The 23,940-nt window shown below is 45.3% G+C and carries 26 protein-coding genes; 12 read left to right on the top strand and 14 right to left on the bottom strand.

All coding sequences use genetic code 11. From position 1 onward, the window contains the following. Nucleotide 1 precedes the first annotated feature (1 nt). Entirely contained in the window at nt 2-763 is a 762-nt protein-coding gene (locus KFE96_RS09100) for an Hpt domain-containing protein (protein WP_255832314.1), read from the bottom strand. Between the two features lie 210 nt (nt 764-973). On the opposite strand from KFE96_RS09100, the gene rpmG reads away from it, so the two are divergent. After that, nucleotides 974-1,141, top strand: a complete 168-nt coding sequence (gene rpmG / locus KFE96_RS09095; RefSeq protein ID WP_247018182.1) for a 50S ribosomal protein L33 — start codon at nt 974-976, stop codon at nt 1,139-1,141. Nucleotides 1,142-1,360: 219 nt separating this feature from the next. Beyond that, nucleotides 1,361-2,212 (top strand): sulfurtransferase, encoded by an 852-nt coding sequence (locus KFE96_RS09090; RefSeq protein WP_255832313.1) that lies wholly within the window; start codon nt 1,361-1,363, stop codon nt 2,210-2,212. Between the two features lie 18 nt (nt 2,213-2,230). Here the strand turns inward: KFE96_RS09090 and KFE96_RS09085 are convergent, their stop codons facing one another. From KFE96_RS09085 to KFE96_RS09075, 3 genes are read right to left on the bottom strand one after another with little or no spacing between them, the layout of a single operon-like run. Beyond that, nucleotides 2,231-2,569 carry an SdpI family protein gene (locus KFE96_RS09085; RefSeq protein ID WP_255832312.1) on the bottom strand — a complete coding sequence of 113 codons (339 nt, stop codon included), beginning with the start codon at nt 2,567-2,569 and terminating at the stop codon, nt 2,231-2,233. An 11-nt stretch (nt 2,570-2,580) separates the two neighbouring features. After that, nucleotides 2,581-3,954: a PleD family two-component system response regulator gene (locus KFE96_RS09080; protein ID WP_247018176.1), complete on the bottom strand. Its 1,374-nt coding sequence runs from the start codon at nt 3,952-3,954 to the stop codon at nt 2,581-2,583. A gap of 6 nt (nt 3,955-3,960) precedes the next feature. Then, nucleotides 3,961-4,326, bottom strand: a complete 366-nt coding sequence (locus KFE96_RS09075; RefSeq protein WP_247018174.1) for a response regulator — start codon at nt 4,324-4,326, stop codon at nt 3,961-3,963. Nucleotides 4,327-4,519: 193 nt separating this feature from the next. On the opposite strand from KFE96_RS09075, the gene KFE96_RS09070 reads away from it, so the two are divergent. The 8 genes from KFE96_RS09070 to KFE96_RS09035 all read left to right on the top strand — a co-directional run bounded on the left by KFE96_RS09070 (nt 4,520) and on the right by KFE96_RS09035 (nt 10,920). After that, nucleotides 4,520-4,795, top strand: coding sequence for a DUF3572 domain-containing protein (locus KFE96_RS09070; RefSeq protein WP_255832311.1), 276 nt, complete (start codon nt 4,520-4,522; stop codon nt 4,793-4,795). Nucleotides 4,796-4,798: 3 nt separating this feature from the next. Beyond that, the gene (locus KFE96_RS09065) at nt 4,799-5,431 is read left to right on the top strand and encodes a hypothetical protein (protein ID WP_255832310.1); all 633 of its coding nucleotides are present in this window, start codon (nt 4,799-4,801) and stop codon (nt 5,429-5,431) included. A gap of 1 nt (nt 5,432) precedes the next feature. Next, nucleotides 5,433-6,302 carry an ROK family protein gene (locus KFE96_RS09060; protein WP_255832309.1) on the top strand — a complete coding sequence of 290 codons (870 nt, stop codon included), beginning with the start codon at nt 5,433-5,435 and terminating at the stop codon, nt 6,300-6,302. Nucleotides 6,303-6,306: 4 nt separating this feature from the next. After that, a complete protein-coding gene (locus tag KFE96_RS09055; RefSeq protein ID WP_370650577.1) occupies nt 6,307-7,623 on the top strand; it encodes a DNA polymerase IV in 1,317 nt (438 codons plus the stop codon). Between the two features lie 80 nt (nt 7,624-7,703). Next, nucleotides 7,704-8,408, top strand: coding sequence for a GGDEF domain-containing protein (locus KFE96_RS09050; protein WP_247018164.1), 705 nt, complete (start codon nt 7,704-7,706; stop codon nt 8,406-8,408). Between the two features lie 131 nt (nt 8,409-8,539). After that, a complete protein-coding gene (locus tag KFE96_RS09045; RefSeq protein WP_247018155.1) occupies nt 8,540-9,001 on the top strand; it encodes a RidA family protein in 462 nt (153 codons plus the stop codon). An 8-nt stretch (nt 9,002-9,009) separates the two neighbouring features. Next, complete coding sequence (locus tag KFE96_RS09040) at nt 9,010-9,765, top strand: glycerophosphodiester phosphodiesterase family protein (RefSeq protein WP_255832307.1); 756 nt, start codon at nt 9,010-9,012, stop codon at nt 9,763-9,765. Nucleotides 9,766-9,774: 9 nt separating this feature from the next. Further along, a complete protein-coding gene (locus tag KFE96_RS09035; protein ID WP_255832306.1) occupies nt 9,775-10,920 on the top strand; it encodes a GNAT family N-acetyltransferase in 1,146 nt (381 codons plus the stop codon). Here KFE96_RS09035 and KFE96_RS09030 read toward each other — a convergent pair. The 7 genes from KFE96_RS09030 to KFE96_RS09000 form a co-directional block, all read right to left on the bottom strand. Continuing rightward, nucleotides 10,917-11,447: a GNAT family N-acetyltransferase gene (locus KFE96_RS09030; RefSeq protein ID WP_255832305.1), complete on the bottom strand. Its 531-nt coding sequence runs from the start codon at nt 11,445-11,447 to the stop codon at nt 10,917-10,919. The two genes, KFE96_RS09035 and KFE96_RS09030, sit on opposite strands and share 4 nt — an antisense overlap. A 3-nt stretch (nt 11,448-11,450) precedes the next feature. Continuing rightward, nucleotides 11,451-13,820, bottom strand: a complete 2,370-nt coding sequence (gene clpA / locus KFE96_RS09025; RefSeq protein ID WP_255832304.1) for an ATP-dependent Clp protease ATP-binding subunit ClpA — start codon at nt 13,818-13,820, stop codon at nt 11,451-11,453. Between the two features lie 57 nt (nt 13,821-13,877). Next, on the bottom strand, nt 13,878-14,159 hold the full coding sequence (gene clpS, locus KFE96_RS09020; protein ID WP_370650576.1) for an ATP-dependent Clp protease adapter ClpS: 282 nt from the start codon (nt 14,157-14,159) through the stop codon (nt 13,878-13,880). Between the two features lie 142 nt (nt 14,160-14,301). After that, nucleotides 14,302-15,681, bottom strand: a complete 1,380-nt coding sequence (gene pgmG / locus KFE96_RS09015; RefSeq protein ID WP_255832302.1) for a phosphoglucomutase/phosphomannomutase PgmG — start codon at nt 15,679-15,681, stop codon at nt 14,302-14,304. An 84-nt stretch (nt 15,682-15,765) separates the two neighbouring features. Then, nucleotides 15,766-16,494 (bottom strand): ABC transporter substrate-binding protein, encoded by a 729-nt coding sequence (locus KFE96_RS09010; protein WP_255832301.1) that lies wholly within the window; start codon nt 16,492-16,494, stop codon nt 15,766-15,768. 98 nt (nt 16,495-16,592) lie between these two features. Then, nucleotides 16,593-17,042, bottom strand: coding sequence for a DnaJ domain-containing protein (locus KFE96_RS09005; protein WP_255832300.1), 450 nt, complete (start codon nt 17,040-17,042; stop codon nt 16,593-16,595). Further along, nucleotides 17,039-17,902: a division plane positioning ATPase MipZ gene (locus tag KFE96_RS09000; RefSeq protein ID WP_255832299.1), complete on the bottom strand. Its 864-nt coding sequence runs from the start codon at nt 17,900-17,902 to the stop codon at nt 17,039-17,041. The genes KFE96_RS09005 and KFE96_RS09000 overlap by 4 nt, the downstream gene beginning before the upstream one ends. A 146-nt stretch (nt 17,903-18,048) precedes the next feature. On the opposite strand from KFE96_RS09000, the gene KFE96_RS08995 reads away from it, so the two are divergent. Continuing rightward, nucleotides 18,049-18,990, top strand: a complete 942-nt coding sequence (locus tag KFE96_RS08995) for a glucosaminidase domain-containing protein (protein WP_255832298.1) — start codon at nt 18,049-18,051, stop codon at nt 18,988-18,990. A 9-nt stretch (nt 18,991-18,999) separates the two neighbouring features. Further along, nucleotides 19,000-19,857 (top strand): pantoate--beta-alanine ligase, encoded by an 858-nt coding sequence (gene panC, locus KFE96_RS08990; RefSeq protein ID WP_255832297.1) that lies wholly within the window; start codon nt 19,000-19,002, stop codon nt 19,855-19,857. A 24-nt stretch (nt 19,858-19,881) separates the two neighbouring features. Here panC and KFE96_RS08985 read toward each other — a convergent pair whose 3' ends face one another. The 3 genes from KFE96_RS08985 to mgtE form a co-directional block, all read right to left on the bottom strand. After that, entirely contained in the window at nt 19,882-21,462 is a 1,581-nt protein-coding gene (locus tag KFE96_RS08985; protein WP_255832296.1) for a M20/M25/M40 family metallo-hydrolase, read from the bottom strand. 126 nt (nt 21,463-21,588) lie between these two features. Next, complete coding sequence (locus KFE96_RS08980; RefSeq protein ID WP_255832295.1) at nt 21,589-22,383, bottom strand: response regulator; 795 nt, start codon at nt 22,381-22,383, stop codon at nt 21,589-21,591. 21 nt (nt 22,384-22,404) lie between these two features. After that, a complete protein-coding gene (mgtE, locus tag KFE96_RS08975; protein ID WP_255832294.1) occupies nt 22,405-23,832 on the bottom strand; it encodes a magnesium transporter in 1,428 nt (475 codons plus the stop codon). Between the last annotated feature and the right edge of the window lie 108 nt (nt 23,833-23,940).

Below are 23,940 nucleotides of genomic sequence, written 5' to 3'. Positions count from 1 at the left end.
TCTAGAGAATACCTAGTTCTACGAACACATCAGCCACATCATCCGCGAAGTTTGACCCTTTGCGGAGCACTGGCACTGATTTCGGCAGGCCTGTAAGCTTGCCGTCATCTGTTGCCAGAAGTGCGACAGGGATATTTTTCGTTGTTGGCATTGCCTTCAGAGCCGCAGCCAAATCAACGCCTGTCAATTCAGGCATATGGCGGGAAATAATCACTGCATCTGGCTTCATAGAAGGAATCAACTGAATAGCGTCCATAGTGGTTGCAACATTCACCATGCGGTAACCACATTCAAGAAGTTCGCGGGTTACAATTTTGGTTGCAGTACCCGGCGCCATAACAAGCATTACCTCGATTTCAGAGACAACGATATCTCCTACCTCAAAGCCGCCTTTATTGGGGAGCTGACGCACCATCTTGGAAACATCATATTCTTTACCCGCAATAAAGGCTTCCAGACATTCAGCCATGCGATCAGCAAAAAATTGAATATCACTGACATTAGATTCGGTAAGTTCTGTCAGGTTAAAGAAATAATCTTCAAACCGGTGACACATCACCTTAAGCGCTTTCATTTCAAAGCTAGATGCCACAGACTTCAGAGAATGTGCTTCCAGGCGAATAGTCGCCAGCGCTTGCCTGCCTTCAAGGGTACCGTCAAGAATTCCCTTTAAAGCATCATGAATATTTTGGAGTCGATCTTCGACGGTATCGATTGCCTCATTCTTGAGTTCTTCAAGCAGATCGTTTTCCAACCCGGACATAAGCCTTCCTCACAACTAAAAAATTTCTACTTCTATTCGCACAAAAATAGTTACTTGTTCGTTAGTATCCTGAAATAGTTTTAAAAGAATACATAAAAATGTCTTCCTTTGATAAACAAAGCTTGACTTCTGCCCCGCTGTGGGTATTTTGCGCCCTCACACAGGCTGCATTGTGCGGCCGGGAATAACTGTTTTCTTGGAGTTAATCAGATGGCAAAGCCGTCCAGCATCAAGATCAAGCTTGTTAGCACTGCTGATACAGGCTACTTCTACGTAACTAAAAAGAACCCTCGTACAATGACCGAGAAAATGGTTAAGCGTAAGTACGACCCGGTTGTACGTAAGCACGTAGAGTTTAAAGAAGCTAAGATTAAGTAATCTTGGATTCTATGAGATCTAAAGAAACGCCGCGCCTAACTGGCTGCGGCGTTTTTTTATGCATGCTTGCCATCTCTTATTCTCTTTAAATCTGACTGCATCATTTACTTCAATTTAACTTCACAATGAATCTACCTACTGATAGATAGTTTTTCTTGTTTATCAAAAGTCCCGAACATAAGCTCAGAGGCCAATATCTAGTTAACATGGAATAAACTGATGATCGCACCCAATATCCTAATTGAGCCTAAAGAACTCGCCTACCTCATGGCAAAAGATAATATCGCTATTGTGGATACGCGTTCAAAAGAAGCATTTGAAGCAGCTCATATAGAGGGTGCTGTCAACATACCAGATATCTTCACCTATCTAGCCTCATCCGATAAAACTGGCATAAACGCCATGCGGAAATTTCTGGCTAAGAAATTTGGAGATGCTGGTATAAACAACAAAAAAACAGTGGTCTTTTACGAACAGGATATGCGGAGCGGATTTGGCCAATCATGCAGAGGCCATTTCATCCTTTCCTACCTAGGAAACGATAATTCCCATGTGCTGCATGGAGGCTTAGATGCATGGATTTCCAATGGATACCCGGTGACAGAATCTATCACAAAAATTACACCCGCAAATTTCGAATTATCTGAAGCTGGCAAAAGCCTTATCGTGGACAAATATGATGTACTCTCGTCACTCAATCAGAATATGGTAACACTTCTTGATGTAAGAGATGTCGATGAATGGATTGGTGAAAGCAGTTCACCATACGGGAAGGACTTTTCCCCCAGAAAAGGCCGGATACCAGGCGCAAAGTGGCTTGAATGGTATCGAATGATGAAACCAGATGGTTCAATAAAGTCCCCAAATGAAGTAAGAGCAGAATGCCTTAATGCAGGAATAGATTTTTCAAAACCTATTTGGTTATATTGCTTTAAGGGGTCCCGCACCTCAAATACCTATGTTGCGCTGAAGCAAGCGGGTTTCAAGAATATTGCTACATATTTTGGGTCTTGGAATGAATGGTCACAAGATCAAAGACTACCTATAGAAACAGGCATGCCCGAAAGATAGGAAACTAAACTTTAAAACTTAATACGCTTGATCCGCAATAGAGAGGCTTATCATAAACAAGATACCAAAACTAACGAGAGCATAGAGGCTTTTTTGAGTTTTCGTTTTGTTCAAATATTTCATCAAACCAAGACTAAGCATAATTGAAAGTACTGAACTAATAGCTATCGCAACACCTGCGCGAAAGTTTATAGCGTACCACGCTTCTTCAGAAGAGAGTGAAACCGCGGTACGAACACCAATCGCGCCATTAGGAGGTACGATCTCTAAAATCATTGGAATTGCTGTGAGCACCATTAAAGTGGGCAGGACAAAAACCATCCAAAATAATAGCTTTTCAGCTGCTTCATTATTCAAGGCTTTTCCTATTATGCGCCTGCAATAATTACACGGTTACGGCCTGCTTCCTTTGCCGCATAGAGGGCTTTATCAGCTTCTTCCAGAAGCTGGGATGGTGACTGCCCTTCTTTATTTGACGCCACACCAATGGATACAGAAATATTGATAGGACCTTCAGCCAAGCCAACCTCAAATGGGTTATCACACACTTCCTGACGAAGGCGATCACCAATCATATAGGCCCAATCTGTTGGTGTTTCAGGCATCATCACAACGAATTCCTCACCGCCATAACGTGCTGCCAGATCAACACCGCGGATATTTTTTGCGATACGGTTTGCAAATTCTTTGAGAACAATATCCCCAACAGCGTGCCCATAGGTATCGTTCACCTTTTTAAAGTGATCAATATCCATCATAAGTACTGAAAGCTGCTTACCGCTGCTATGAGCAGCTGCAAGACGGGTATCCATATGGCTTGTCAGATAATGACGGTTATAAAGCCCTGTCACCGCATCTGTTGTCGCAAGCTGCATGGATAAATGGAAATTTTCCCAAAGTTTGTCTGCGTAGCGTTTGCGCTTCAACTGGGTTTTGACCCGCGCAAGAAACTCAAGGCGATCAACTGGGCGCACCACATAATCGTTCACACCCATTTCAAGCGCACGAACCAGCAACTTGGTATTGCCGTCATCCACCATTACCAGAATCGGCACATGGCGTGTTTCTTCGAAAGACCTGAGTTTAGAACATACACGCAAGCCATCTGTGTTGCGCATAGTGAGTGATACAATAATCAGATCAAAATTCTTTTCACGAGCACGTTCAGCGGCATCGTCACCGCCAGCGATGAACGTCAACTCGCCAACGCCTTCGAGAGCACGTGCGATGCGTTCCATTACACGCTCTTGCTCATCAACGATCAGGATATTGCCGTCCGTTGGCACTTCGAAATCAAGCGGAGCATCTTCTTCGTTTTCCCAGCCCATATTTGCGCCAGTTGCTTCCCGGTTGCGAAGCTCATCCATCATCACTTTAAGCCGGACGAGAGAGCGAACACGTGCAAAAAGCGCTAAATCCTGAACGGGTTTTGTAAGAAAATCATCAGCGCCTGCTTCAAGGCCCGCAACACGATCAGAAGGTTGATCAAGTGCTGTTACCATAACAACGGGGATATGTGCTGTGCTTGGATCTGTTTTAATACGGCGGCATACTTCAAAGCCGTCCATACCAGGCATCATAACATCGAGAAGAATAATATCCGGGTGCTCGCGCCCAATTACATCCAGCGCTTCAGGGCCACTGAATGCGGTGAGCACGTCAAAATACTCACTCGTGAGTTTCGCTTCTAAAAGCTTTACATTTGGTGGAACATCGTCAACCACCAGCACCCGTGCTGTCATGGAGGATTACCCTGCGAACTGCTTTACTGTTTCCAAAAAGTGGCCAACTGAAATTGGCTTCGCGATATAAGCTTCACAGCCGCCTTCGCGAATTTTCTCTTCATCACCCTTCATAGCGAAGGCTGTAACAGCTACAACAGGAATCTTACGCAGGTCTTCATCCTCTTTCAGCCATTTGGTAACTTCCAATCCAGAAACCTCGGGTAACTGAATGTCCATTAAAATCAGATCAGGCTCATGTTCACGCGCCAATTCAAGCGCAGCCATACCATCTCTTGTCTGAATAGTTTCATATTCATGTGCTTCAAGAAGGTCGCAGAACAACTTCATATTCAGTTCGTTGTCTTCAACTATCAGGATCTTTTTTCCCATCGCGATTTCTGGCCCTTCGTAAGGTGCTAGTAATACTATAATTTAAATAATAGTCGTGGTTTAGTGGAAAACACAAGCCCGACTAGGGTGTTAAATACTGTTTTTTGCATTTTAATGTTAACACTCCCTAAATAAATCGATTATCTATCTCTAATTATTACGGAATACACCAACATCAAGCAGGTTTTCTCTCATGTCACCCGATTTTGCATCAGAAATCGCCTTTAAAGCAATTGGATTTATTGTAGGTGATGACACTCTCAGAGATAGATTCTTGGCACTGAGTGGCCTTTCACCAGATGAGATACGTGCCAATCTCGCTGAAGTGGATTTTCAAGCCAGTATTCTTGATTTTTTGATTTCAAACGAGCCTGATCTAATTTTATTTGCTGAAGAAACCGGTGAAAAACCAGAGAATATTGTACATGCCTGGCGTGCCCTTGGCGGCGGCGTAGGCCAAGAATGGTGATATATGGAAACGCTTCTACAAACCTTAAACCCAGAGCGCCCCATCCTGCTGCTAGATGCAGATGAAGTTCTCCTGAAATTTGTAGAAACACTTGAAGGCCACATGCTTAACCATGGTTTTGAACTTCGGCTCACCAGTTTTCAAATATCCGGGAACGTTTACCACAAAGCCACAAATGAGCTCGCAGACCCTCTTCAGGTAAAAAAGCTTATCGGCAGCTTCTTTGATGAATGCGTTGATCATGTACCTGTAGTAGATGGTGCCGTGGATGCTCTTGCAGAGCTTTCAGAACATTTTCAGGTAGCTGTGCTTACAAACGTGCCTTCACATTGTCGCGAGCGACGTGAAAACAGCCTTCGAGAACAAGGTATTCACTGCCCAGTAATCTCAAACAAGGGTGATAAAGGCGCTGCGGTAAAACGTTTTACGGATTTTACATCTGGCCACACGGTATTTGTTGATGATCTCCCGCCGCAGCATGCATCTGTGGCGGAACTAAGCCCGGAAACCCACAGGGTGCATTTTGTGGCGGATAAGCGTCTTCGTGCTATGATCCCACAAACTGAATATAGCCATGCGCGTATTGATACGTGGCCGGAGCTAACACATTATTTAAAAGACCTTCTAAAGGCATGATATGAAGATTGGTATAGATCTAGGTGGTACTAAGGTTGAAGCTGTTGGCTTATATGCCAATGGAAATGAGACAAAACGAATTCGAAAAACCACCCCTCAAGGCCTATATCACGAAACAGTTCACACGGTGGTTCAGCTTATCAACGAACTAGAAGCTCTTGAAGGAACAGCTGAAAGTATTGGTATCTGCACTCCCGGTTCAATTTCTCCATTCACAGGTGTTATGCAAAACTGCAATTCAACGTGCCTGAATGGAAAGAACCTGAAAGCTGATATCGAGCAAGGCCTGAAACGAAGCATAAAAATGGCCAATGATGCTGATTGCCTGACTTTATCAGAGGCAACTGACGGCGCAGCAGCAGGTGCAGCAACCGTTTTCGGTGTTATTCTAGGCACCGGCGTAGGTGCTGGCTATGTAGCGCACAACAACCTGATAACAGGGCCGAATGCTCTTACTGGTGAATGGGGTCATAATCCCCTTCCCTACCAGGTTACTACTGACAGAAACTGCTATTGCGGCAGAATAAACTGCATCGAAAACTGGATTTCAGGCCCCGGTATCAGCCAGAGCTTTGAAACTGAAACAGGCAAACATATCAGCGCGGAAGAAATAGCAAATATGCAAACGCCAGAAGCTCAAGCAACGATCGATCTGTTTATTGAGCAGCTTGCGGCCTCTCTTGGAACAGTAATTAATACACTTGATCCCGAAGTGATTGTGTTTGGTGGTGGTCTATCAAATATAAAGCAGATCTATCAGGAATTGCCGAAGCGTATCACCAATTATATTATGCCAAACGCATGTAACACGCAGTTTGTTCAAGCTAAACATGGTTGCTCAAGCGGCATTCGCGGCGCTGCCAGACTTTAACCTTATGACTGATTCTGAAGAAACCATTTTCAGTTTATGTCGTAGTTGCCTTCATACTTTTGAAGGCAAAGGGCATTGCCCTGCCTGTAAGAAAACTCGTATCATCTCACATGCCGAATTACTGGATCTCAGTATAGCTCATATAGATTGTGATGCATTTTATGCGTCTGTCGAAAAACGCGATAACCCTGAATATGCAACCAAACCCCTTATCATTGGCGGCAGTTCAAACCGGGGGGTAGTTTCAACAGCATGCTATATTGCCCGTATGTCTGGCGTTCGTTCCGCTATGCCAATCTACAAAGCTAAAAAATTATGCCCTGACGCGCTTTTTGTAAGCCCACGGATGAAACGCTACGGCGAGGTAGGCAGGCAAATTCGTGAGAAAATGAAAGAACTTACACCGCTTGTTGAACCGCTTTCCATTGATGAAGCATTCCTTGATCTTACAGGCACTGAAAAACTACACGGGGCAAAACCGGCTGTGCTTCTCGCCAAGTTTGCCAACGAAATTGAAAAAGAAATCGGGATTACAGTTTCGGTGGGGCTAGCCCCCAATAAATTCCTCGCCAAACTAGCATCTGATATGGATAAACCTCGCGGATTTACTGTTATAGGGGATAGTGAAAAAGAGGAACTTCTCGGAAAACTACCGATAACCGCGATCTACGGTATTGGAAAGCAGTCGGCTAAAAACTTAGCCAAAGATGGTTTCACCCACATTTGCCAATTACAAGAGCAGAGCCAAAGCTCTCTTGCCCGTCGGTACGGAGAAACGGGGATGCGGCTCTATAATCTATCGCGCGGCCTTGATAATCGAAAAGTTCAGCCACAAAGCGGTGCTAAGAGTGTATCTGCAGAACGCACACTCAGCAGAGATCTGGCAGACTACCCCTCCCTTGAAGAAAAACTCTGGGATATCAGTGAAACAGTATCAAGTGATCTGAAACGGAAAGAACTGGCGGGTTCTACCGTTACACTCAAACTGAAAACCAGCATGCACCGCATTATCACACGCTCCCGCACCTTAGACGCACCCACTCAAATGGCTGGAACAATCTTTGAAGTGAGCCAAAGCCTTTTAAAGCCTTTAATCGATGGAACTCCATATCGGCTTATTGGTATCGGGATGAGTCATTTCCGGCCCCTGATAGAAGCAGATCAACCAGATTTGATTGAACCGGAACGCACCAAGCGAACCAATGCCGAACGAGCTATGGATAAGCTTAAAGGCAAATTTGGCACGGCAGCAATTTCCAAAGGGCGCAACTTTCAATCGGCAACATCTTCCCAGCAGAAAAAAAGCACTAAAAAGTCCTGATTAATCAAGGCACTAAACCGAACCACCAGTGGCATAACACTTGCTTATAAAAAAGCGTGTAGAACCGTGAGGAGGTTAGTGTGATTGAACAATCAAAAGAAAAACTGTCAGAACGCGCTGAAATCAACCCTTATATCAGCACGCTTGCTGGCAAACTTATGAAGAATGCCGCCAATGCAAACGTTAAGTTTGATAGCGATGGCTGGCAATTGATTACGGAAGTTCTAAGTTATGCGGCTACCGCCGAACAGCGTATGGCAGAACAGGAAAGTCGTATCAATTATCTAGAACAGCTTTCTGTAACCGATGAACTAACTGGTATTCCTAACCGCAGAGGCCTTCGCGCTGCACTTGGCCGTGCGCTTTCATCAGCTGCACGACACAGTGAATCAGGTGTTCTCGGGTTTATTGATCTAGACGGTTTCAAAGCCATCAACGACGAATACGGTCACAGCGCAGGTGATCTACTGCTACGCCGCGTGGCTAAATTACTGACCAAACTAATTCGCCCGGTAGATATTGTAGCCAGAATTTCAGGTGATGAATTCGCGATCATCCTAACACGCTGTTCGGAAGATCAAGGTCGCAAGCGCCTTAGGGCAATCCAACGCGCCGTAAATGAACTCACCATCGAATTCGCCGATACAAAAATCCCGGCAAAATGCTCCCTTGGCATTCAACCATTCAATGGCGCCACTGATCCGGCAGAACTTATAGAAGCCGCTGATATGGCAATGTATAACGACAAACAAACCCGCCGCGGGAAACACCTGCGCACGGCATAAAAGATTAACCTCATCTGTTCACACAAAAGGGGCTTCTGTTTGAAGCTCCTTTTTTATTGTCTGTAGACATTTGTACGGCAATATCTAATATAGTTACCAAATTATTAATCGATCTGTTTTGGAGTTTAATCATGAGTGTTGAAGCAAATCTAAAAGAACTTGGTATTGATATTCCAACGCCTGTGGCTCCGGTGGCAAATTACTTACCATTTATTGTTACTGGTAACTTAGTAAGTGTTTCAGGCCAAATTCCAATGCAGGACGGCAAACTCGCTTTTGAAGGAAAAGTGGGTGATACAGTTTCAGAAGAAGATGCGTGTGCCGCCGCAAAATTATGTGGCCTGAACATTATTGCACAACTGAAAGCAGCCACGAACGGTGATCTAAACCGTGTTAAGCGTATTGTTAAACTTGGGGGTTTCGTGAACTGCGTTGACGGTTTTGGCAATCAGCCAAAAGTAATCAATGCAGCCAGTGATCTAATGGTAGCAGTATTTGGTGATAAGGGTCGTCATAGCCGTTCAGCGGTTGGCACAAACGCCCTGCCCCTGAATGTTCCAGTAGAAATTGATGCACTTGTTGAAATTGAATAGCAGGATTTATGGCAGCAAAAGCTCCTAAGCGAAGTTTTCCTTGGATAACCGATCTCGATATTACCCACCGTGGTTTGTTTACCACGGGGAGTGAACGAGAAGAAAACTCTTTGGCTGCGGTTCAGGCCGCTGTTGAAGCAGGATACGCAGTTGAAATAGATGTCAGAGCCACCGTTGACAATATCGTAGTGGTTTTTCATGACGCCACCTTGGAACGTTTGACAGAAGGTAAAGGCTCTGTTGATCAGTGGGGTTTCCAGCAACTGAAAAAATATACAGTCGGAAAAACGGGTCTACCGATGCCAAGCCTTGCCGATGTGCTAGATCTGGTTGATGGTCGTGTCCCAATTTTTATTGAGATCAAATCACCCGAACATGACGATATTCAAAAAGTATGTGCCGGTGTACGCCACTGCTTTGAAGGCTATGCTGGCCCAGTCGCTGTTATGAGCTTTGACCCTCGCATCGTGCGGTGGTTCAGGCAGTATATGCCTAAATATGCTCGTGGTTTGGTGGTTGGCAGAGAAATGCTTCTAAACTGGAAAGCCCGCCTGATGTGGCCATTTGTCCTCAGGAAAACCAAACCTGACTTTATCGCCTGCGATATTAATCTTATGCCTAACAGCGCCTGCGAGCGCTGGAGAAAAACAGGCAAACCACTGCTAACATGGACCGTAAGAACAGATATGCAGGAAAAAGTTGGACGCGAGCATGCAGATGCCCTAATTTTTGAAGCTCCTGCTGTTATTGGTGATCAATCATAAGGTTCTAAAGTGGTGAAAGCTACTGAGCTTAAGCTAGAGCTTATTCCTGATATTAACGAAATACCCGCGCGTGATTGGAACGCACTCGCGGGTAGTAACCCATTTGTAAACCACGCTTTTCTCGCAGCTCTGGAAACATCCGGTTCGGTAGCCGCTGAAACAGGGTGGCAGCCCTATCACATGTGCCTGAGAGATGAAGACAGCATTCTGGTGGGAGCAGTACCGCTATATGTGAAATCACATTCATACGGCGAATATGTTTTCGACCATGCCTGGGCAAACGCTTACGAAAATGCAGGCGGTTCATATTACCCAAAGCTTCAATCCAGTATTCCTTTCACACCAGTTACCGGCCCTCGACTGCTTGTTAAACACAATGATGCCCATATCAAATCTCAGCTTCTTCTTGGTGTTGCTGCCGCGGCAGAAAAATTAAGTATTTCATCAAGCCATTTAACCTTCATAGAAGATGTTGAAGCCAAACTCGCTGAAGAAAATGGCTTTCTTGTACGGCACGCTCAACAATTCCATTGGCAAAATGATGGCTACGATACCTTTGATGATTTCTTACAAGATCTATCATCAAGAAAAAGAAAGCAAATCCGTAAAGAAAGACGAACAGCTACTGAGAATGGCATCACTATTCGTTGGCTTCAGGGAGCTGATATTACGGACGCACATTGGGATGCTTTTTTTGAATTCTACTTGGATACAGGCGCTCGAAAATGGGGCCAGCCTTATCTGAACAAGGAATTCTTCCAAACTATCGGTGAAACCATGCCCGAAAGCATTGTTTTATTCCTATGTGAACGCGATGGAAACCCTATTGCAGGTGCCCTAAATCTGATTGGTGGCGGAACCCTCTATGGCCGTTATTGGGGCTGCATAGAAGATCACCCCTGCCTTCACTTTGAGGCCTGCTACTATCAGGCAATAGACTATGCCATCAAACATCGTCTTAAAACCGTCGAAGCGGGTGCGCAAGGTGAACATAAGCTTGCAAGAGGATATGTTCCTACAACAACATACAGTGCCCACTGGATTGTCAATGAAGGCTTCAGAGACGCCGTTGCAAACTTCCTGAGACAAGAAAAACATCAGATTGCGTTTGAAGCAAAAATTCTTTCAAAACACACCCCTTTCAAAAAGGGTTAGCGCTTAATTCTATATAAAGCACAGGGTCTTAAAGGGCTATCTTCCGAGAGAAGTGGATGTTCAAAATCATCAACTGCGTCTGTTGTCATACCAATTTTCTCCATCACACGAAGTGATGGTTTATTAAGCTTTGGTGCTAGAGAGACAATTTCGTCGAGCTTAAGAACATTAAACCCGTAGCGAAGCGCGGCACGGGCTCCTTCAGGTGCTAATCCCTGCCCCCAAGTATTGCGTGCAAGTCGCCAACCAATTTCCACCGCTGGCGCGCATTCCAAGGCATCTGGGACATGCTGTAAGCCAATAAAACCTGCAAACTGACCGTCGGCCTTCAACTCAGCAGCCCAAAAACAAAAACTATAATCTTTTTGGTGTTGAATGGCTCGGTCAACAGCAGCGTTCGATTGCTCTTCACCTACCGTACTTGGGAAAAAACGCATCACTTCAGGGTCTGCATTCATCGCAGCAAACGGCTTTTTATCACCCTGCGTCCATGGACGCAGGATTAAACGTTCAGTTTCAATAATCATGGATTATTTTACCGGCTCAGGTGTGCGCTCTTCCTTGCCGCCTGCTGACGGGCCAGTAGCATTCTTCTGTGCGGCTGTCACATGTGGAATGATTTCAAACGTCAGTTCATCATCTTTCAGCTTCACAACCACTTCGCCACCCTTTGCAAGCTTGCCAAACAGCAGTTCATCGGCGAGCGGCTTCTTGATATTGTCCTGAATAACGCGGGAAAGCGGACGAGCACCATAAAGCTTGTCGTAACCTTTTTCCGCCAACCAGTTTTTCGCTTCTTCTGTAAGAGAAAGTTCAACATTGCGGTCAGCAAGCTGGATTTCAAGCTGCAGTACAAACTTCTCTACAACACGAGCAACCACTTCTGGCGGCAGGAAGCCAAACGGTACGACACTATCCAAACGGTTACGGAATTCAGGGCTGAATGTCTGTTTAATAGCTTCATCACTTGCCGTATCATCCGTATCACGGCCAAAGCCAATGCTATTTTTGCTGAGCTCACGGGCACCGGCATTTGTGGTCATGATGATGATAACATTACGGAAATCAATCTTCTTACCGTTATGATCGGTAAGTGTTCCGTTATCCATAACCTGCAGGAGCACATTAAAGAGATCAGGATGCGCTTTTTCAATCTCATCCAGCAAAAGCACACAGTGCGGATGTTGGTCTACGGCATCAGTCAACAAACCACCTTGGTCAAACCCAACATAACCTGGAGGCGCACCAATAAGGCGCGAAACGGAATGTCGCTCCATATATTCAGACATATCAAAGCGGTGTAATTCCACACCAAGCAGGCTTGCAAGCTGACGAGCAACTTCCGTTTTACCAACACCTGTGGGGCCGCTGAATAAATAAGAGCCAATTGGTTTATTCGGTTCTCGCAGGCCTGCACGAGAAAGCTTAATAGCTGCGGAAAGTGCTTCAATTGCGCTATTCTGGCCAAATACGACACGCTTCAGATCTTTCTCAAGCGTTTGCATCACACGGCTTTCATCGCGTGATACCGATTTCGGCGGAATGCGAGCAATTGTTGCAATAACTGCTTCCACATCCTTCACACCAATAGTTTTCTTCCGGCGTGACGGCGGCAACAACATCTGAGCAGCGCCCGTTTCATCAATTACATCAATCGCCTTATCAGGCAGTTTACGATCAGAGATGTAACGGTCTGCGAGCTCTACCGCAGTTTTAATAGCATCCGCCGTATAGCGAACACTGTGATGTTCTTCATAGTAAGGCTTCAAGCCCTTCAAAATTTTAATCGCATCATCAACAGACGGCTCATTCACATCGATCTTTTGGAAACGGCGCAACAAAGCTCGGTCTTTTTCAAAATGGCTACGGAACTCTTTGTAGGTCGTAGACCCCATACAGCGAATGCTGCCATTCGCCAACGCGGGCTTAAGCAGATTTGATGCATCCATTGCGCCACCAGACGTAGCGCCTGCGCCAATCACGGTATGAATTTCATCAATAAACAGAACCGCGCCTTCCTTGGCTTCCAGTTCCTTCACCACAGATTTCAAGCGTTCTTCAAAATCACCGCGGTAGCGAGTACCCGCAAGCAGCGCTCCCATATCTAGTGCAAAAATAACAGCATTATCAAGTACACCGGGGACCTCGCCCTCAACAATACGACGAGCAAGGCCTTCAGCGATTGCTGTCTTACCAACGCCTGGATCACCAACAAGCAATGGGTTGTTCTTCGAACGGCGGCAGAGAATTTGCACAGCACGCTCTAGCTCCGACCCACGACCGATCAGCGGATCGATCTTACCATCTTTAGCTTTTTCATTCAGGTTTACGCAGTAAGCACCAAGCGCTGTTTCCTGCTGTTTTTTCTGCGCAGCTTCACCTGCATCAGCGGCTTCTGAAGCTACATTTTCAATATCATCATCCACGCCATTAGGGGAACGCTCTTCATCAAAGCCCGGTACTTTTGCGATGCCGTGCGAAATATAGCTTACAGCATCAAGCCGTGTCATATCCTGGCTTTGGAGGAAGAAAACAGCATAGCTTTCACGTTCAGAGAAAAGCGCCACCAAAAGATTGGCTCCTGTCATCTCTTCCCGGCCGGAAGATTGAACATGAAGAAGCGCACGCTGCACAACACGCTGGAAACCAGCTGTTGGCGTTGCTTCAAGCCCATCGGTTTCTACCTTCAGGCTATTCATTTCTTCATCAAGGTAATCAATTAACTGTTCGCGCAATGTATCGATATCTACACCGCATGCTCTCAACACTGCCACTGCATCTGGATCATCAAGAAGAGAATAAAGAAGATGCTCAAGCGTTGCATATTCATGCTTGCGATCATTAGCTTCTTTAAGCGCTCTATGGAGCGTATCTTCCAGATGTGGTGAAAAACTTGGCACTATAAAAAATCCTTAGTCGGTCATAAATCTATTCGCAGCTATTTTCTGAGCGAATAGTTATTCCTTTTCCAGCGTACACTGCAAAGGGTGTTCATGCTGTTTAGCAAACGCCAGAACCTGGTTTACCTTGGTTTCAGCAACCTCATAGGTAAATATACCACAAATTCCGACGCCTTTCTGATGAACCTGCAACATAACGTCTGTTGCCTGTTCCATGGTCATACGGAAAAAACGCTGCAAGATATGCACAACAAATTCCATCGGCGTATAATCATCATTAAGCAAAATAACTTTATACATTGATGGTTTTTTGGTTTTCGTTTCTGGCTTGGTCAGCAGGCCAGTGCCTGAGCCATTTTCATTATTTCCTTGATCTTTATCCTTATCAGACAAGAACCGTCCTCCGAAACTGTTACCCTTTTAATGTAACGCTTAAAGTGTCCATTAAAAGGGTAAACATGTCGTGAATTCTGATTTTTTTCTACAGGTCTGTTGGCGCAGCTACACCAGAAGCCTCTAGAGCGCCGACAAGGGCAACCTTCAAACGCTCTAATCCTTCTTCTGATGATGCTTCACAGCGCGCCACAAGCACAGCTTGTGTATTAGAAGCCCTCAGGAGCCACCAGCCATCTTCAGTCTGCACGCGTACACCGTCCACTGTAGACATATTAGCACCAGCTTCTTCAAGCCGCGCTTTAACTTCTTTTACCACTTCAAACTTACGAGTTTCATCACAGTCAAATCGAAGTTCTGGTGTGTTAATAGCGGCAGGCAAACCATCCTTAAGGGCATCAAGATCACCGCCCTGCTTTGAAACTGCATTCAGGAAACGAATGCCAGCGTATATGGCATCATCATGACCATAGAATTTATGTTTATAGAAAATATGGCCTGACATTTCACCTGCAAGTGGCGCTTCAAGCTCCACCATTTTCGATTTAATCAGCGAATGCCCTGTTTTCCACATAACTGGTTCACCACCAAGTTCCGCGATACGGTCAAACAGTGCCTGACTCGCTTTAACATCAGCAATGATTGGTGCACCCGGAATTTCTCTAAGCAGATCACCAGCCATCACAGCGAGCATCTGATCACCCCATACAACACGACCTTGGCTATCTACGGCACCAATACGGTCACCGTCGCCATCAAAGGAAAGCCCCATATCACAGCCTTCAGCTGCAACAACATCTTTCAACTGCTGCAGGTTCTTCTCAACAGTTGGATCCGCATGGTGATTAGGGAATGTGCCATCCACATCTGCGTTGATCACAATATGCTCACCAGGCAGGCGCTTTACGAGCGCCTCCACCGCAGGGCCTGCTGAGCCATTCGCAGGGTCCCATGCAACTTTGAATTCTTGCATATCTACGTCGCGCATCAGGCGGTCAATATAGCGGTCAAAGATATCAACTTCTTCAATGGTACCCGTTCCAGTCTCAAAATCACCGTCCGCAGCTGTTTGCCCCAGGCTTTGAATAGCCTCACCAAAGCAAGGCTTCTTGCCCTTCATGATTTTAAAACCATTATAATTTGGTGGGTTATGGGAACCTGTCACCATAATGCCGCCATCAGTATCCAGCTCAAAAACCGAATAATACAGCATTGGTGTGCCGCCTAGGCCAACATTGAGAACATTCACGCCTGTACTGGCGATCCCTTCCATCAAGGCAGTTGAAAGGTCTGGCGAAGAAACACGACCGTCAAAACCAACACAAACTGTTTTACCACCTTCACGCTTAACCTGCGTACCGTATGCCTTGCCGAGGGCATTTGCATCAGCTGTGCTGATGGTTTCTCCAACAATGCCACGAATATCATATTCACGAAGAACAGTTGAATGAAAAGTATGTGCGGTCATGATAGCCTCAATAATTAAATTAATAGCCCAAATTGTCAGGGCTGACAGAAAAAATCAACGCTTGAATTAAGCAGATAGACTTAATTATTCAGGTTTATATTTCAATTGGATGGCATCATATTCTTTGGAGCGCTTAATAGCCCTAAGCCCTTTATTGAATTCATCTCTGTTTTGCATCTTACCAAAGCACACTCTACGCTCCGTAGGTGTAAAAGTTTTGACAAGATGAAACGGCTTCAATTCAGGCTTTTTTAGTTGATTTTTGTGGATGCTTTCAAGAACCCAATAATCTCCAATATAAGCATCCAGCCTGCCACTTTTGAACATATCATAAACGAGCCGACTATCATGTAACGTTACATATGTAGCTGAGTTAATTGGTAACTTGGGAGCAACATCTGGCAACACAATATCCACGTTAGGGAAGCTACCTACAGAAAGATCTGCGAGGTCATCCAAACTATTTACACGACCTTTCATATCCGGATGTATCAAAAGGCCATCATGCCATAAATTAAAGATATCGCTTTCAAAACAAGCAACTTTGCCAGATCTGTATATTGCGACACCGTCCGTTTTGCCTTCCTCGAGCATATAGTCCATGCGGAGAATAGGAATATGCTGAAGCTTCACATCCTTATTTAAGTACCCATAAACCGCACGAATAAGATCAGGCTCCAGCCCTCGGGTCGGATTACTTTGAACATAAGGTGGTACATTACTCAGCAGGCCTATTCTAATGGGCTCACCCTCAGCATAAACTGCGGTAGCCGTGGCAATTACACCTACAAAGATGACAAAATATTTGAACAAAACTTTTCCAACAAAGCCAAATCAAACACTAATAAACAATACGGTACTACTATATAGTCTGGATTGTTAAGTGCAGCTTAAAAGAAAAAGTTTCACGTTTATTTTAACAAAATATCTTTTGCTTCATTGAGTTTTGAAGCCATCCAATCATTCCCGCCTGTATCCGGATGGCATTTGGCCATTAGCTTACGGTAGGCTGCCAGTATCTCTTCATCAGTTGCACCGGGTTTTAGCCCTAAGATATCATAAGCCTCTTTGATAGTGAGACTAGACTGTCTGCTCCCTTGCGTCTCACCACCTTGATTGCGACTACCACCTAATAGCCCCTTCAATACAGGTAGACTTTTCCAAAGAGCAACCCCGACAGGGAAAATGGCAGCAATGCCCTTACCCGAAGCGATAAGAAGCAAAGCCAACAAACCACAAACAAGGAAAATTCCCCAAAGGACTGCTGATTTAGCAGTTTTCACATCTGTATTCGCCCACCAGTTCAGGAGCACCATAAGAGCACCCGCGAGCAAGATACCTATGCCGAGATAGGCAATCATGAAACTGCGTTTTCACGGAAAGAAAGCGCCAGGCCATCAATCAAGTTCCGAACTTCCTGACGAGCCGCGACATGAGACATCGAGAGCCCCTTCCCATCAACACCGCCTGTATCCTTCAGGTCCATCAGTGTTAAGCCTTTCAGGAATAACTCACGGTAAATCACACGTTCACCTAACCCTGGAATATAACGAATACCAATCCGTTTGGTTAGTTCGCTTAAAACACCTTCAACACGTTCTTTGTTTTTCGCATGTAGCGACCCAACACGGTTTCTAAGTACAATCCAGTCAATCTGACCACCATCAGCCATAGAACGACGCTGACGCGCCTTCCACACCATTTCCGCATAAAGGCTTGGTCCAATCACCTTATGGGTATCCGCGTCCACACGAGCAAGTAAATCAAGATCAACAAAACTATCATTTACAGGCGTTACAAGCGTATCAGCAGCGGTATGCGCGAGACGAGACAGATATGTATCACTTCCCGGACAATCGATGACAAGTACATCCACTTTATCCGCAAGTTCAATATAAGCCGCTTCAAATCGTTCTTTTTCATCAGCTTCCGCCGCATCCGAAGAACGATGTTCAGACCGAGGAATCACTCGAACTTCCGGCATCGGCAATGTATGACCGGTTTCTTTACAAAAAGCCTGTCGGTTTTCGATATAGCGAGTTAGGCTTTTTTGCCGCGCATCAAGATCAATTGTACCAACCCGGTATCCATCACGCAGCAAAGCGATAACGATGTGCATTGCCGTTGTAGACTTACCAGAACCACCCTTTTCATTACCAAGAACAATAAGATATGGCCTGCCGTTTACCGGACCTTGATTTTGAGCCGCACTATCGGGCATGAAGCCTCCTCCCTTTACACAGAACTAAAATGGTGCAAAACATCACTTGTAACGATGCTTTAATAGTTGTGCATCCATAATTTTGCCAAATGCTATATTCTATATGATCATTATATAGAAAAAATAGTAAGGGAGATACACTGATCGTGCGCAATAAACTGCGTATATTTATGGCATATTTGCTCTTTGCAGCGCTATTGGCCCTTATCCCAATCGGCATTGCGAGACACATGCTTAGTGTATCCAGAGAAGATGCTTTTGTCCCAGATAAACCAAACTATCTGGCACACCAATATCCGCCAAAAGGTAAGGCTGAGCTTACTGCAAAGCTCTCTCAGTTGTTGGATAAAGATATGCATGAAATGGAAGATGTACCACGCGTATACCTTACGCGCCTTCCTGATATTCTGCCCAACATTCCAAATGCGAATGAGAAAAAACGGCTATTCATGTCAGCCATGTTGCCGATCATCCTCCGATCTAATGAGCTGATCATCGCGGACAGAGGTCGCCTTCTCACACTTAGAGACAAGATTGAGCAAAAAAATGATCTTAGCGGTGCTGAAAATGACTGGCTGACAAGAACAGCAAAAAAATACCGCGTAAAACTTGATAAAATACCTTCTGTTCAATCGATCGACGCACTTCTCTACAAAATTGATGTTGTGCCGGTTTCTCTCGCAATCGCTCAAGCTGCTATCGAAACGGGTTGGGGTACAAGTAAGTTCGCACAGCAATGCAATGCTTTATTTGGGCAGTGGACATGGGACCAAAACGATGATGGCTGTGTACCTGGTGCCAGAGAAGAAGGTAAAACCCACCGCATCAAAAAATTTAACTACCTGCTAGATAGTGTAAGCAGTTATATGACCAACTTAAACAGGCATGCCAGTTATGCAGAACTGCGCCGCCGACGTGCTGAACTCAGGGAACACTCTCTTATCCTTACGGGCGCTGCGCTTGCCCCTGCTCTTCTGGAATATTCAGAGCGCGGAACGGATTATGTAAACGATCTGCTTTCTATCATTAATTACAATGAATTAGGCGGGCTGGATAATGCAGCTCTCGCCACCAATTCTACTTCATAAGAGCTTAAAATGCCTAAAATGACACCTGTTGTGCGCACCATTAGTGAGATCCGCAGCTTGGTCGCTGAATGGAAAAAAGAAGGACTGCGCGTAGGCCTTGTTCCCACTATGGGAGCCCTCCATCATGGCCATCTTTCACTGGTAAACGCTATTACAGAACATTCTGACCGTATTATCGTCTCCATCTTCGTAAACCCAACTCAGTTTGGCGCGCATGAAGATTTAGATAAATACCCTAGACAAGAAGCATCTGACCGCGAAAAATTAGCAGCCACCCCGGCAAGCATTGTGTTCGCTCCTTCCGTTGAAGAGATGTACCCAAGTGGGCACACAACACGTGTTACCCTTGATGGTCTTAGTGAGATCCTAGAGGGAGCCAACCGAATTGGTCACTTTGACGGTGTTGCGACAATCGTCTCAAAACTTTTTATGCAGTGCCAACCGGATGTAGCGATCTTCGGGGAAAAAGATTATCAGCAGTTAGCCGTTATACGGCAGTTCACGCGTGATCTGGATATTCCTGTTCAAATTCTTGGTGGCAAACTTATTAGGGAAAGTGATGGTTTGGCGGCTTCATCCCGCAACGCTTACCTAAGCGAAAAAGAACGCAGGATTGCTGGCACTTTTAATGTGATACTGAAAGAACTCGTTTCCAAGGCAGAAGCTGGCGAGGATTTACGCGTCCTGGAAGGTGAGGCTTCTGATGCCTTACTTAAAGCGGGGTTCACTGCTGTAGATTACGTATCAATTGTTCACAAAGATACACTGCATGAAATTCATGAAATTACCGAAGAAGCCAGAGTGGTTTCTGTTGCGCGCCTAGGTGACATCAGGCTTCTGGATAATATGGCGATTAAGGCGCCTTAGCGCCTTAAAGCTCTTTCCAAAATTCTATTTCTCTGCTTGCGGCATCGGCTTGCGCGGCATTTTTTCATCACGCATAGCGGCGTTGTATAGAAAACTCGCCATAATTACTGATGCTTGCTTCAGATCTTCTATATAAGCGTGGTCAAACACATCAAGCTGGCTGTGATGCAACCTCGAGCCGTAATCTAACGGATCCTGAATAAACTGAAAGCCCGGTAACCCAATATCATCAAACACTTCATGATCTGTGCCGCCTGTTGAATTTAACGTTACTGTATTAGCACCAAGATCATGGAATGGTTTCAACCATTTCTTAAAAACTGAAGCCGCCGCTGAATTACCTTCCGCATACACACCGCGTATTTTACCCGAACCATTATCCAGATTGAAATAAGCTGAAAATTTATCAAACTCCGGTTTCTTGGTAATTGGGAACTGGCGGTAGTGTTTTTCATATGGCGCCATATATTTCAGACGCTCATCTGTATTTTCCGGGCGCGAAGCCAAGTGATCCATCACATACTGCTGAGAACCATAATACCCCTGTTCTTCACCACCCCAAAGACCTACACGAATAGTGCGTTTTGGTTCAACACCAATAGCTTTCAGGATACGAACAGCTTCCATTACAACAGCAACACCTGCACCGTTATCCACCGCACCATCACCGACAAACCAGCTATCAAGGTGTGCCCCAGCGAGAACAACCTCAGGCTTTCTACCCTTCCCCGGGATTTCAGCAATAGTGGAATAGCTATTCATATCGCCTGTGTGAAAAGTTGCATCCACATCAAGGCTCATTTTCACCTCTTCTCCTTCATCGAGAAGACGAACAGCACGAGCATAATGTTCCGCAGCTAAACGAACGCCTGGGATTTTTGCCGTTAACCCTTCAAGGTGACGGTAGCCAGATGCTTCAATAAGCATGCCTGTGCGCGGTGAACGGCGAATAATTCCCGCAGCGCCTTCTGCTTCTAGGAACATGCCTAATTCATAGAAAAAGCTCTTATAGCTTACCCAACCATCAATCTCATTACCGCCAATGTCCGTGTCAAACTTCTGTATTTTAGCGAGACCTTTTTTATCATGTCGCCGGAATACTTTATTTGTTGGTTCACGTTGATCACGAACCCGATCCACCATTACCAGCTTGCCTTCAAGCTTGCCTTTATATTTTTCAAAATCCTTCTTGGAACGGATAGGCGCATATATCACCTCAGCTTCAAGCACACCCTCTGTACCCGGATGCCAGCTGATAGGCATGGCATAAAGCTGAGTTTTACGTGGCTCAGTCATAAACACCCGGACGCCTTCCATCGTCCAGCCCGGGCCAAATTCAAATCCTTCAAGCTTAGCGTTCTTTAACCCCCATTCCTCCAGCTTTTCTTTGGTCCAATTGTTAGCTTCCAACATTGCTGGCGTTCCAGTAAGGCGCGGCCCAATATCATCGGTCAAATGTTGAAGAATGCTCTTAACTTGTGAATTTGCGAAACCCTCTGTCCGGATTTTAGAAACAATATCCAAATCAACTTTTTCTTCTGCCTCTACAGCGAAAGAAAAAGCCATCACAGCCCCTATGGCTACTGTCTTCATTAAATTATTCAAAATATCCCCCTGAAATATAGCTAACCAGATTTTATGCATATATTGCCACAACATATGCTTTAAAGATTTGATTTCAAAAGGGAATCTTTTTGAGCTGAGATGGTATAGCAGTTCGGCGAACAGAATTCAGATATTAGGCCACTGATAATCCTGAAAAGGTTTAAGTGGTTCAGCGCCAGCTTTGACAAACCGAATATCCTGCGTCCAGTATTCATACTCACCATAAAGAGCAGACATATCCTTAGACCAAGGCATATCAAGCATTCTTGTAATACGGTCCAGTGCTTCAGGGAAACGAACAAGGTCCCCAAATCCGCTACACTGGGTGATAACAATGTGAGAAAGACGCGCCATGAAAAACACACGTTCGATCATCCGGAAACCATAGTTTTCAGGCAGTGAACTCACCTCTTCTCGCATTTGAGATGTAGCCCGTTCCACAAGGAAATCATCACCCGCGAAATAATTCTCTATACCGGAAAATCCCTCACAATTATCTTGGGATACAGCGTCAATTGCACGCCTTCTTAGTTCATCTGGCAAGCCAACAAACCCACTTGTCATCCAGAAGGCAATGCGCTTGCGGAGGTTTTCTACAGGGCCGCCTTTGATAATAAAATCATCCCCTCCAGCTTTCAGCCCATCACGCACAGTAATAATGTCATCATAGCCAGTAAGATACATAACAGGCATGGTTTTAATGCCGCGCCGCCTGAGGCCATTTACAAAATCAAAACCACCCTCACCGGGCATTTGGACATCACTGATAATCAAAGATGGATTATGTTTCCCAGCCAGATGCAGTCCTTCTTCTGCCGTATCTGCCATGATGGCTTCAAAACCAAAATGGCGCACAGCTGCCGCCTGCAACTGCAAGACAATCAGTTCATCATCAACCAGTAAAACGGTGCCTTTGTTCACGTATGTGTCCTAACCAGCGCTCTACAGCAGGAAGAGAGCTGCCATCCCCAAAAATGCAAAGAAACCAACAACATCAGTAATTGTAGTTACAAAAACGCTTGATGAAATTGCTGGGTCAATCTCCATTTTATAGAGCCCCATCGGGATTAAAAGCCCGCAAAGCCCTGCAACCACCATATTGAATATCATAGCTGCTGCAAATACGCCGCCAAGCATTAAGCTATCAAACCAAAACCATGCTACCAAACCAGAAACTACGGCAAGCACTGTTCCGTTCACACCAGCAGCGGTAAACTCTCGAACAAGCACACGCAGCGCATTTGATGAAGAAAGTTCCTTGGTGGCAATCGCACGCACAGAAACAGTCATAGTCTGTGTGCCCGCATTACCGCCCATAGATGCTACTATTGGCATCAAAACGGCGAGCGCTACCATCTGCTCAATTGTAGCTTCAAACATACCGATTACAGCAGAAGCAAGGATTGCGGTCAGCAAATTTACAAACAGCCAAGTAAATCGACCCCGAGTGATCTCTATAAAGCTTTCATTAAGGCCAGATTCGTCTCTAACACCACCAAGAGCAAGAATATCTTCCTCAGCTTCTTCACCAATTACATCAACAACGTCGTCTACGGTAATCACACCAACCAGTCGCCCTGCATCATCCACAACGCTTGCAGAGATAAGGTGATATTTACTGAATTGATATGCTACTTCTTCCTGATCGGCTACCGCTTCAATCTTAAAGATGTCCCGACGCATGATATCCGCAATTGTTGTTTCCCGTGCAGTACGCAATATACGAGAAAGCGGCAGCGAACCGATCGGCTTATGCGTTGGATCAACAATGAAAACATCATAGAAGTCATCAGGGATATCTTCGCTATCAGAGCGCAAATAATCAATCGTTTGCCCAACTGTCCAGAATTCAGGGATCGCGAACAGGTCTCGCTGCATCAAACGGCCCGCGGAGTCTTCCGGATAGCTTAAGCTTTCTTCAATCGCGACCCGGTCATCAGTGGGAAGCTGCTCAAGAACTTCAGCACGGTCTTCTTCATCCAGCTCTTCGAGAACGTAAACCGCATCATCGGTTTCCATCTCGGTAACCGCTTCCGCAATTTGTTCATTGGGGAGCTGCTCGTAGAGATCGTCCTGCGCTTCACCTTCAATTTCAGCAAGAACTTCCGCCGGGAAATTCGCGCCAATAAGCGCAATAAGTTTTGTCCGCTGCCCTGAAGACAAAACCTCAAGAATATCAGCAACATCTGCGGCATGAACTTCTTCTAAAAGCTCAAGAATCTTGGTTTCATCATCTTTTCGAAGCGCATATTGAAGGGTTTGAACAAAATCCCTATCCATATGCACATCAGTTTGCACTTCGTGGTGCTGGGCTTCGGCATCATTATTTTGAGGGTCTTTAATTTCTGGTGTCTGTTCTTCAAGAACCATGTCTGCCCTCCCTCAAAAGATACTAAATCTAAATTATAAAGCTCTGCATGCGCGGAAAAGATAAACCGCCGTATATTGCAAGTCTCTTATTGGGTCGCCCCAACGTTT

The organism is Kordiimonas sp. SCSIO 12603, assembly GCF_024398035.1.
In the GTDB taxonomy this organism is placed as follows: Bacteria; Pseudomonadota; Alphaproteobacteria; order Sphingomonadales; family Kordiimonadaceae; genus Kordiimonas.
This window is presented reverse-complemented; position numbering and strand designations above follow the sequence as displayed.

Excerpts from the sequence above, each read along its gene's own strand:
- KFE96_RS09100 (WP_255832314.1), bottom strand. The coding sequence starts at position 763 with ATGTCCGGGTTGGAAAACGATCTGCTTGAAGAACTCAAGAATGAGGCA.
- rpmG (WP_247018182.1), top strand. The coding sequence starts at position 974 with ATGGCAAAGCCGTCCAGCATCAAGATCAAGCTTGTTAGCACTGCTGAT.
- KFE96_RS09090 (WP_255832313.1), top strand. The coding sequence starts at position 1,361 with ATGATCGCACCCAATATCCTAATTGAGCCTAAAGAACTCGCCTACCTC.
- KFE96_RS09080 (WP_247018176.1), bottom strand. The coding sequence starts at position 3,954 with ATGACAGCACGGGTGCTGGTGGTTGACGATGTTCCACCAAATGTAAAG.
- KFE96_RS09075 (WP_247018174.1), bottom strand. The coding sequence starts at position 4,326 with ATGGGAAAAAAGATCCTGATAGTTGAAGACAACGAACTGAATATGAAG.
- KFE96_RS09070 (WP_255832311.1), top strand. The coding sequence starts at position 4,520 with ATGTCACCCGATTTTGCATCAGAAATCGCCTTTAAAGCAATTGGATTT.
- KFE96_RS09065 (WP_255832310.1), top strand. The coding sequence starts at position 4,799 with ATGGAAACGCTTCTACAAACCTTAAACCCAGAGCGCCCCATCCTGCTG.
- KFE96_RS09060 (WP_255832309.1), top strand. The coding sequence starts at position 5,433 with ATGAAGATTGGTATAGATCTAGGTGGTACTAAGGTTGAAGCTGTTGGC.
- KFE96_RS09055 (WP_370650577.1), top strand. The coding sequence starts at position 6,307 with ATGACTGATTCTGAAGAAACCATTTTCAGTTTATGTCGTAGTTGCCTT.
- KFE96_RS09045 (WP_247018155.1), top strand. The coding sequence starts at position 8,540 with ATGAGTGTTGAAGCAAATCTAAAAGAACTTGGTATTGATATTCCAACG.
- KFE96_RS09040 (WP_255832307.1), top strand. The coding sequence starts at position 9,010 with ATGGCAGCAAAAGCTCCTAAGCGAAGTTTTCCTTGGATAACCGATCTC.
- KFE96_RS09030 (WP_255832305.1), bottom strand. The coding sequence starts at position 11,447 with ATGATTATTGAAACTGAACGTTTAATCCTGCGTCCATGGACGCAGGGT.
- pgmG (WP_255832302.1), bottom strand. The coding sequence starts at position 15,681 with ATGACCGCACATACTTTTCATTCAACTGTTCTTCGTGAATATGATATT.
- KFE96_RS09005 (WP_255832300.1), bottom strand. The coding sequence starts at position 17,042 with ATGATTGCCTATCTCGGCATAGGTATCTTGCTCGCGGGTGCTCTTATG.
- KFE96_RS09000 (WP_255832299.1), bottom strand. The coding sequence starts at position 17,902 with ATGCCCGATAGTGCGGCTCAAAATCAAGGTCCGGTAAACGGCAGGCCA.
- panC (WP_255832297.1), top strand. The coding sequence starts at position 19,000 with ATGCCTAAAATGACACCTGTTGTGCGCACCATTAGTGAGATCCGCAGC.
- mgtE (WP_255832294.1), bottom strand. The coding sequence starts at position 23,832 with ATGGTTCTTGAAGAACAGACACCAGAAATTAAAGACCCTCAAAATAAT.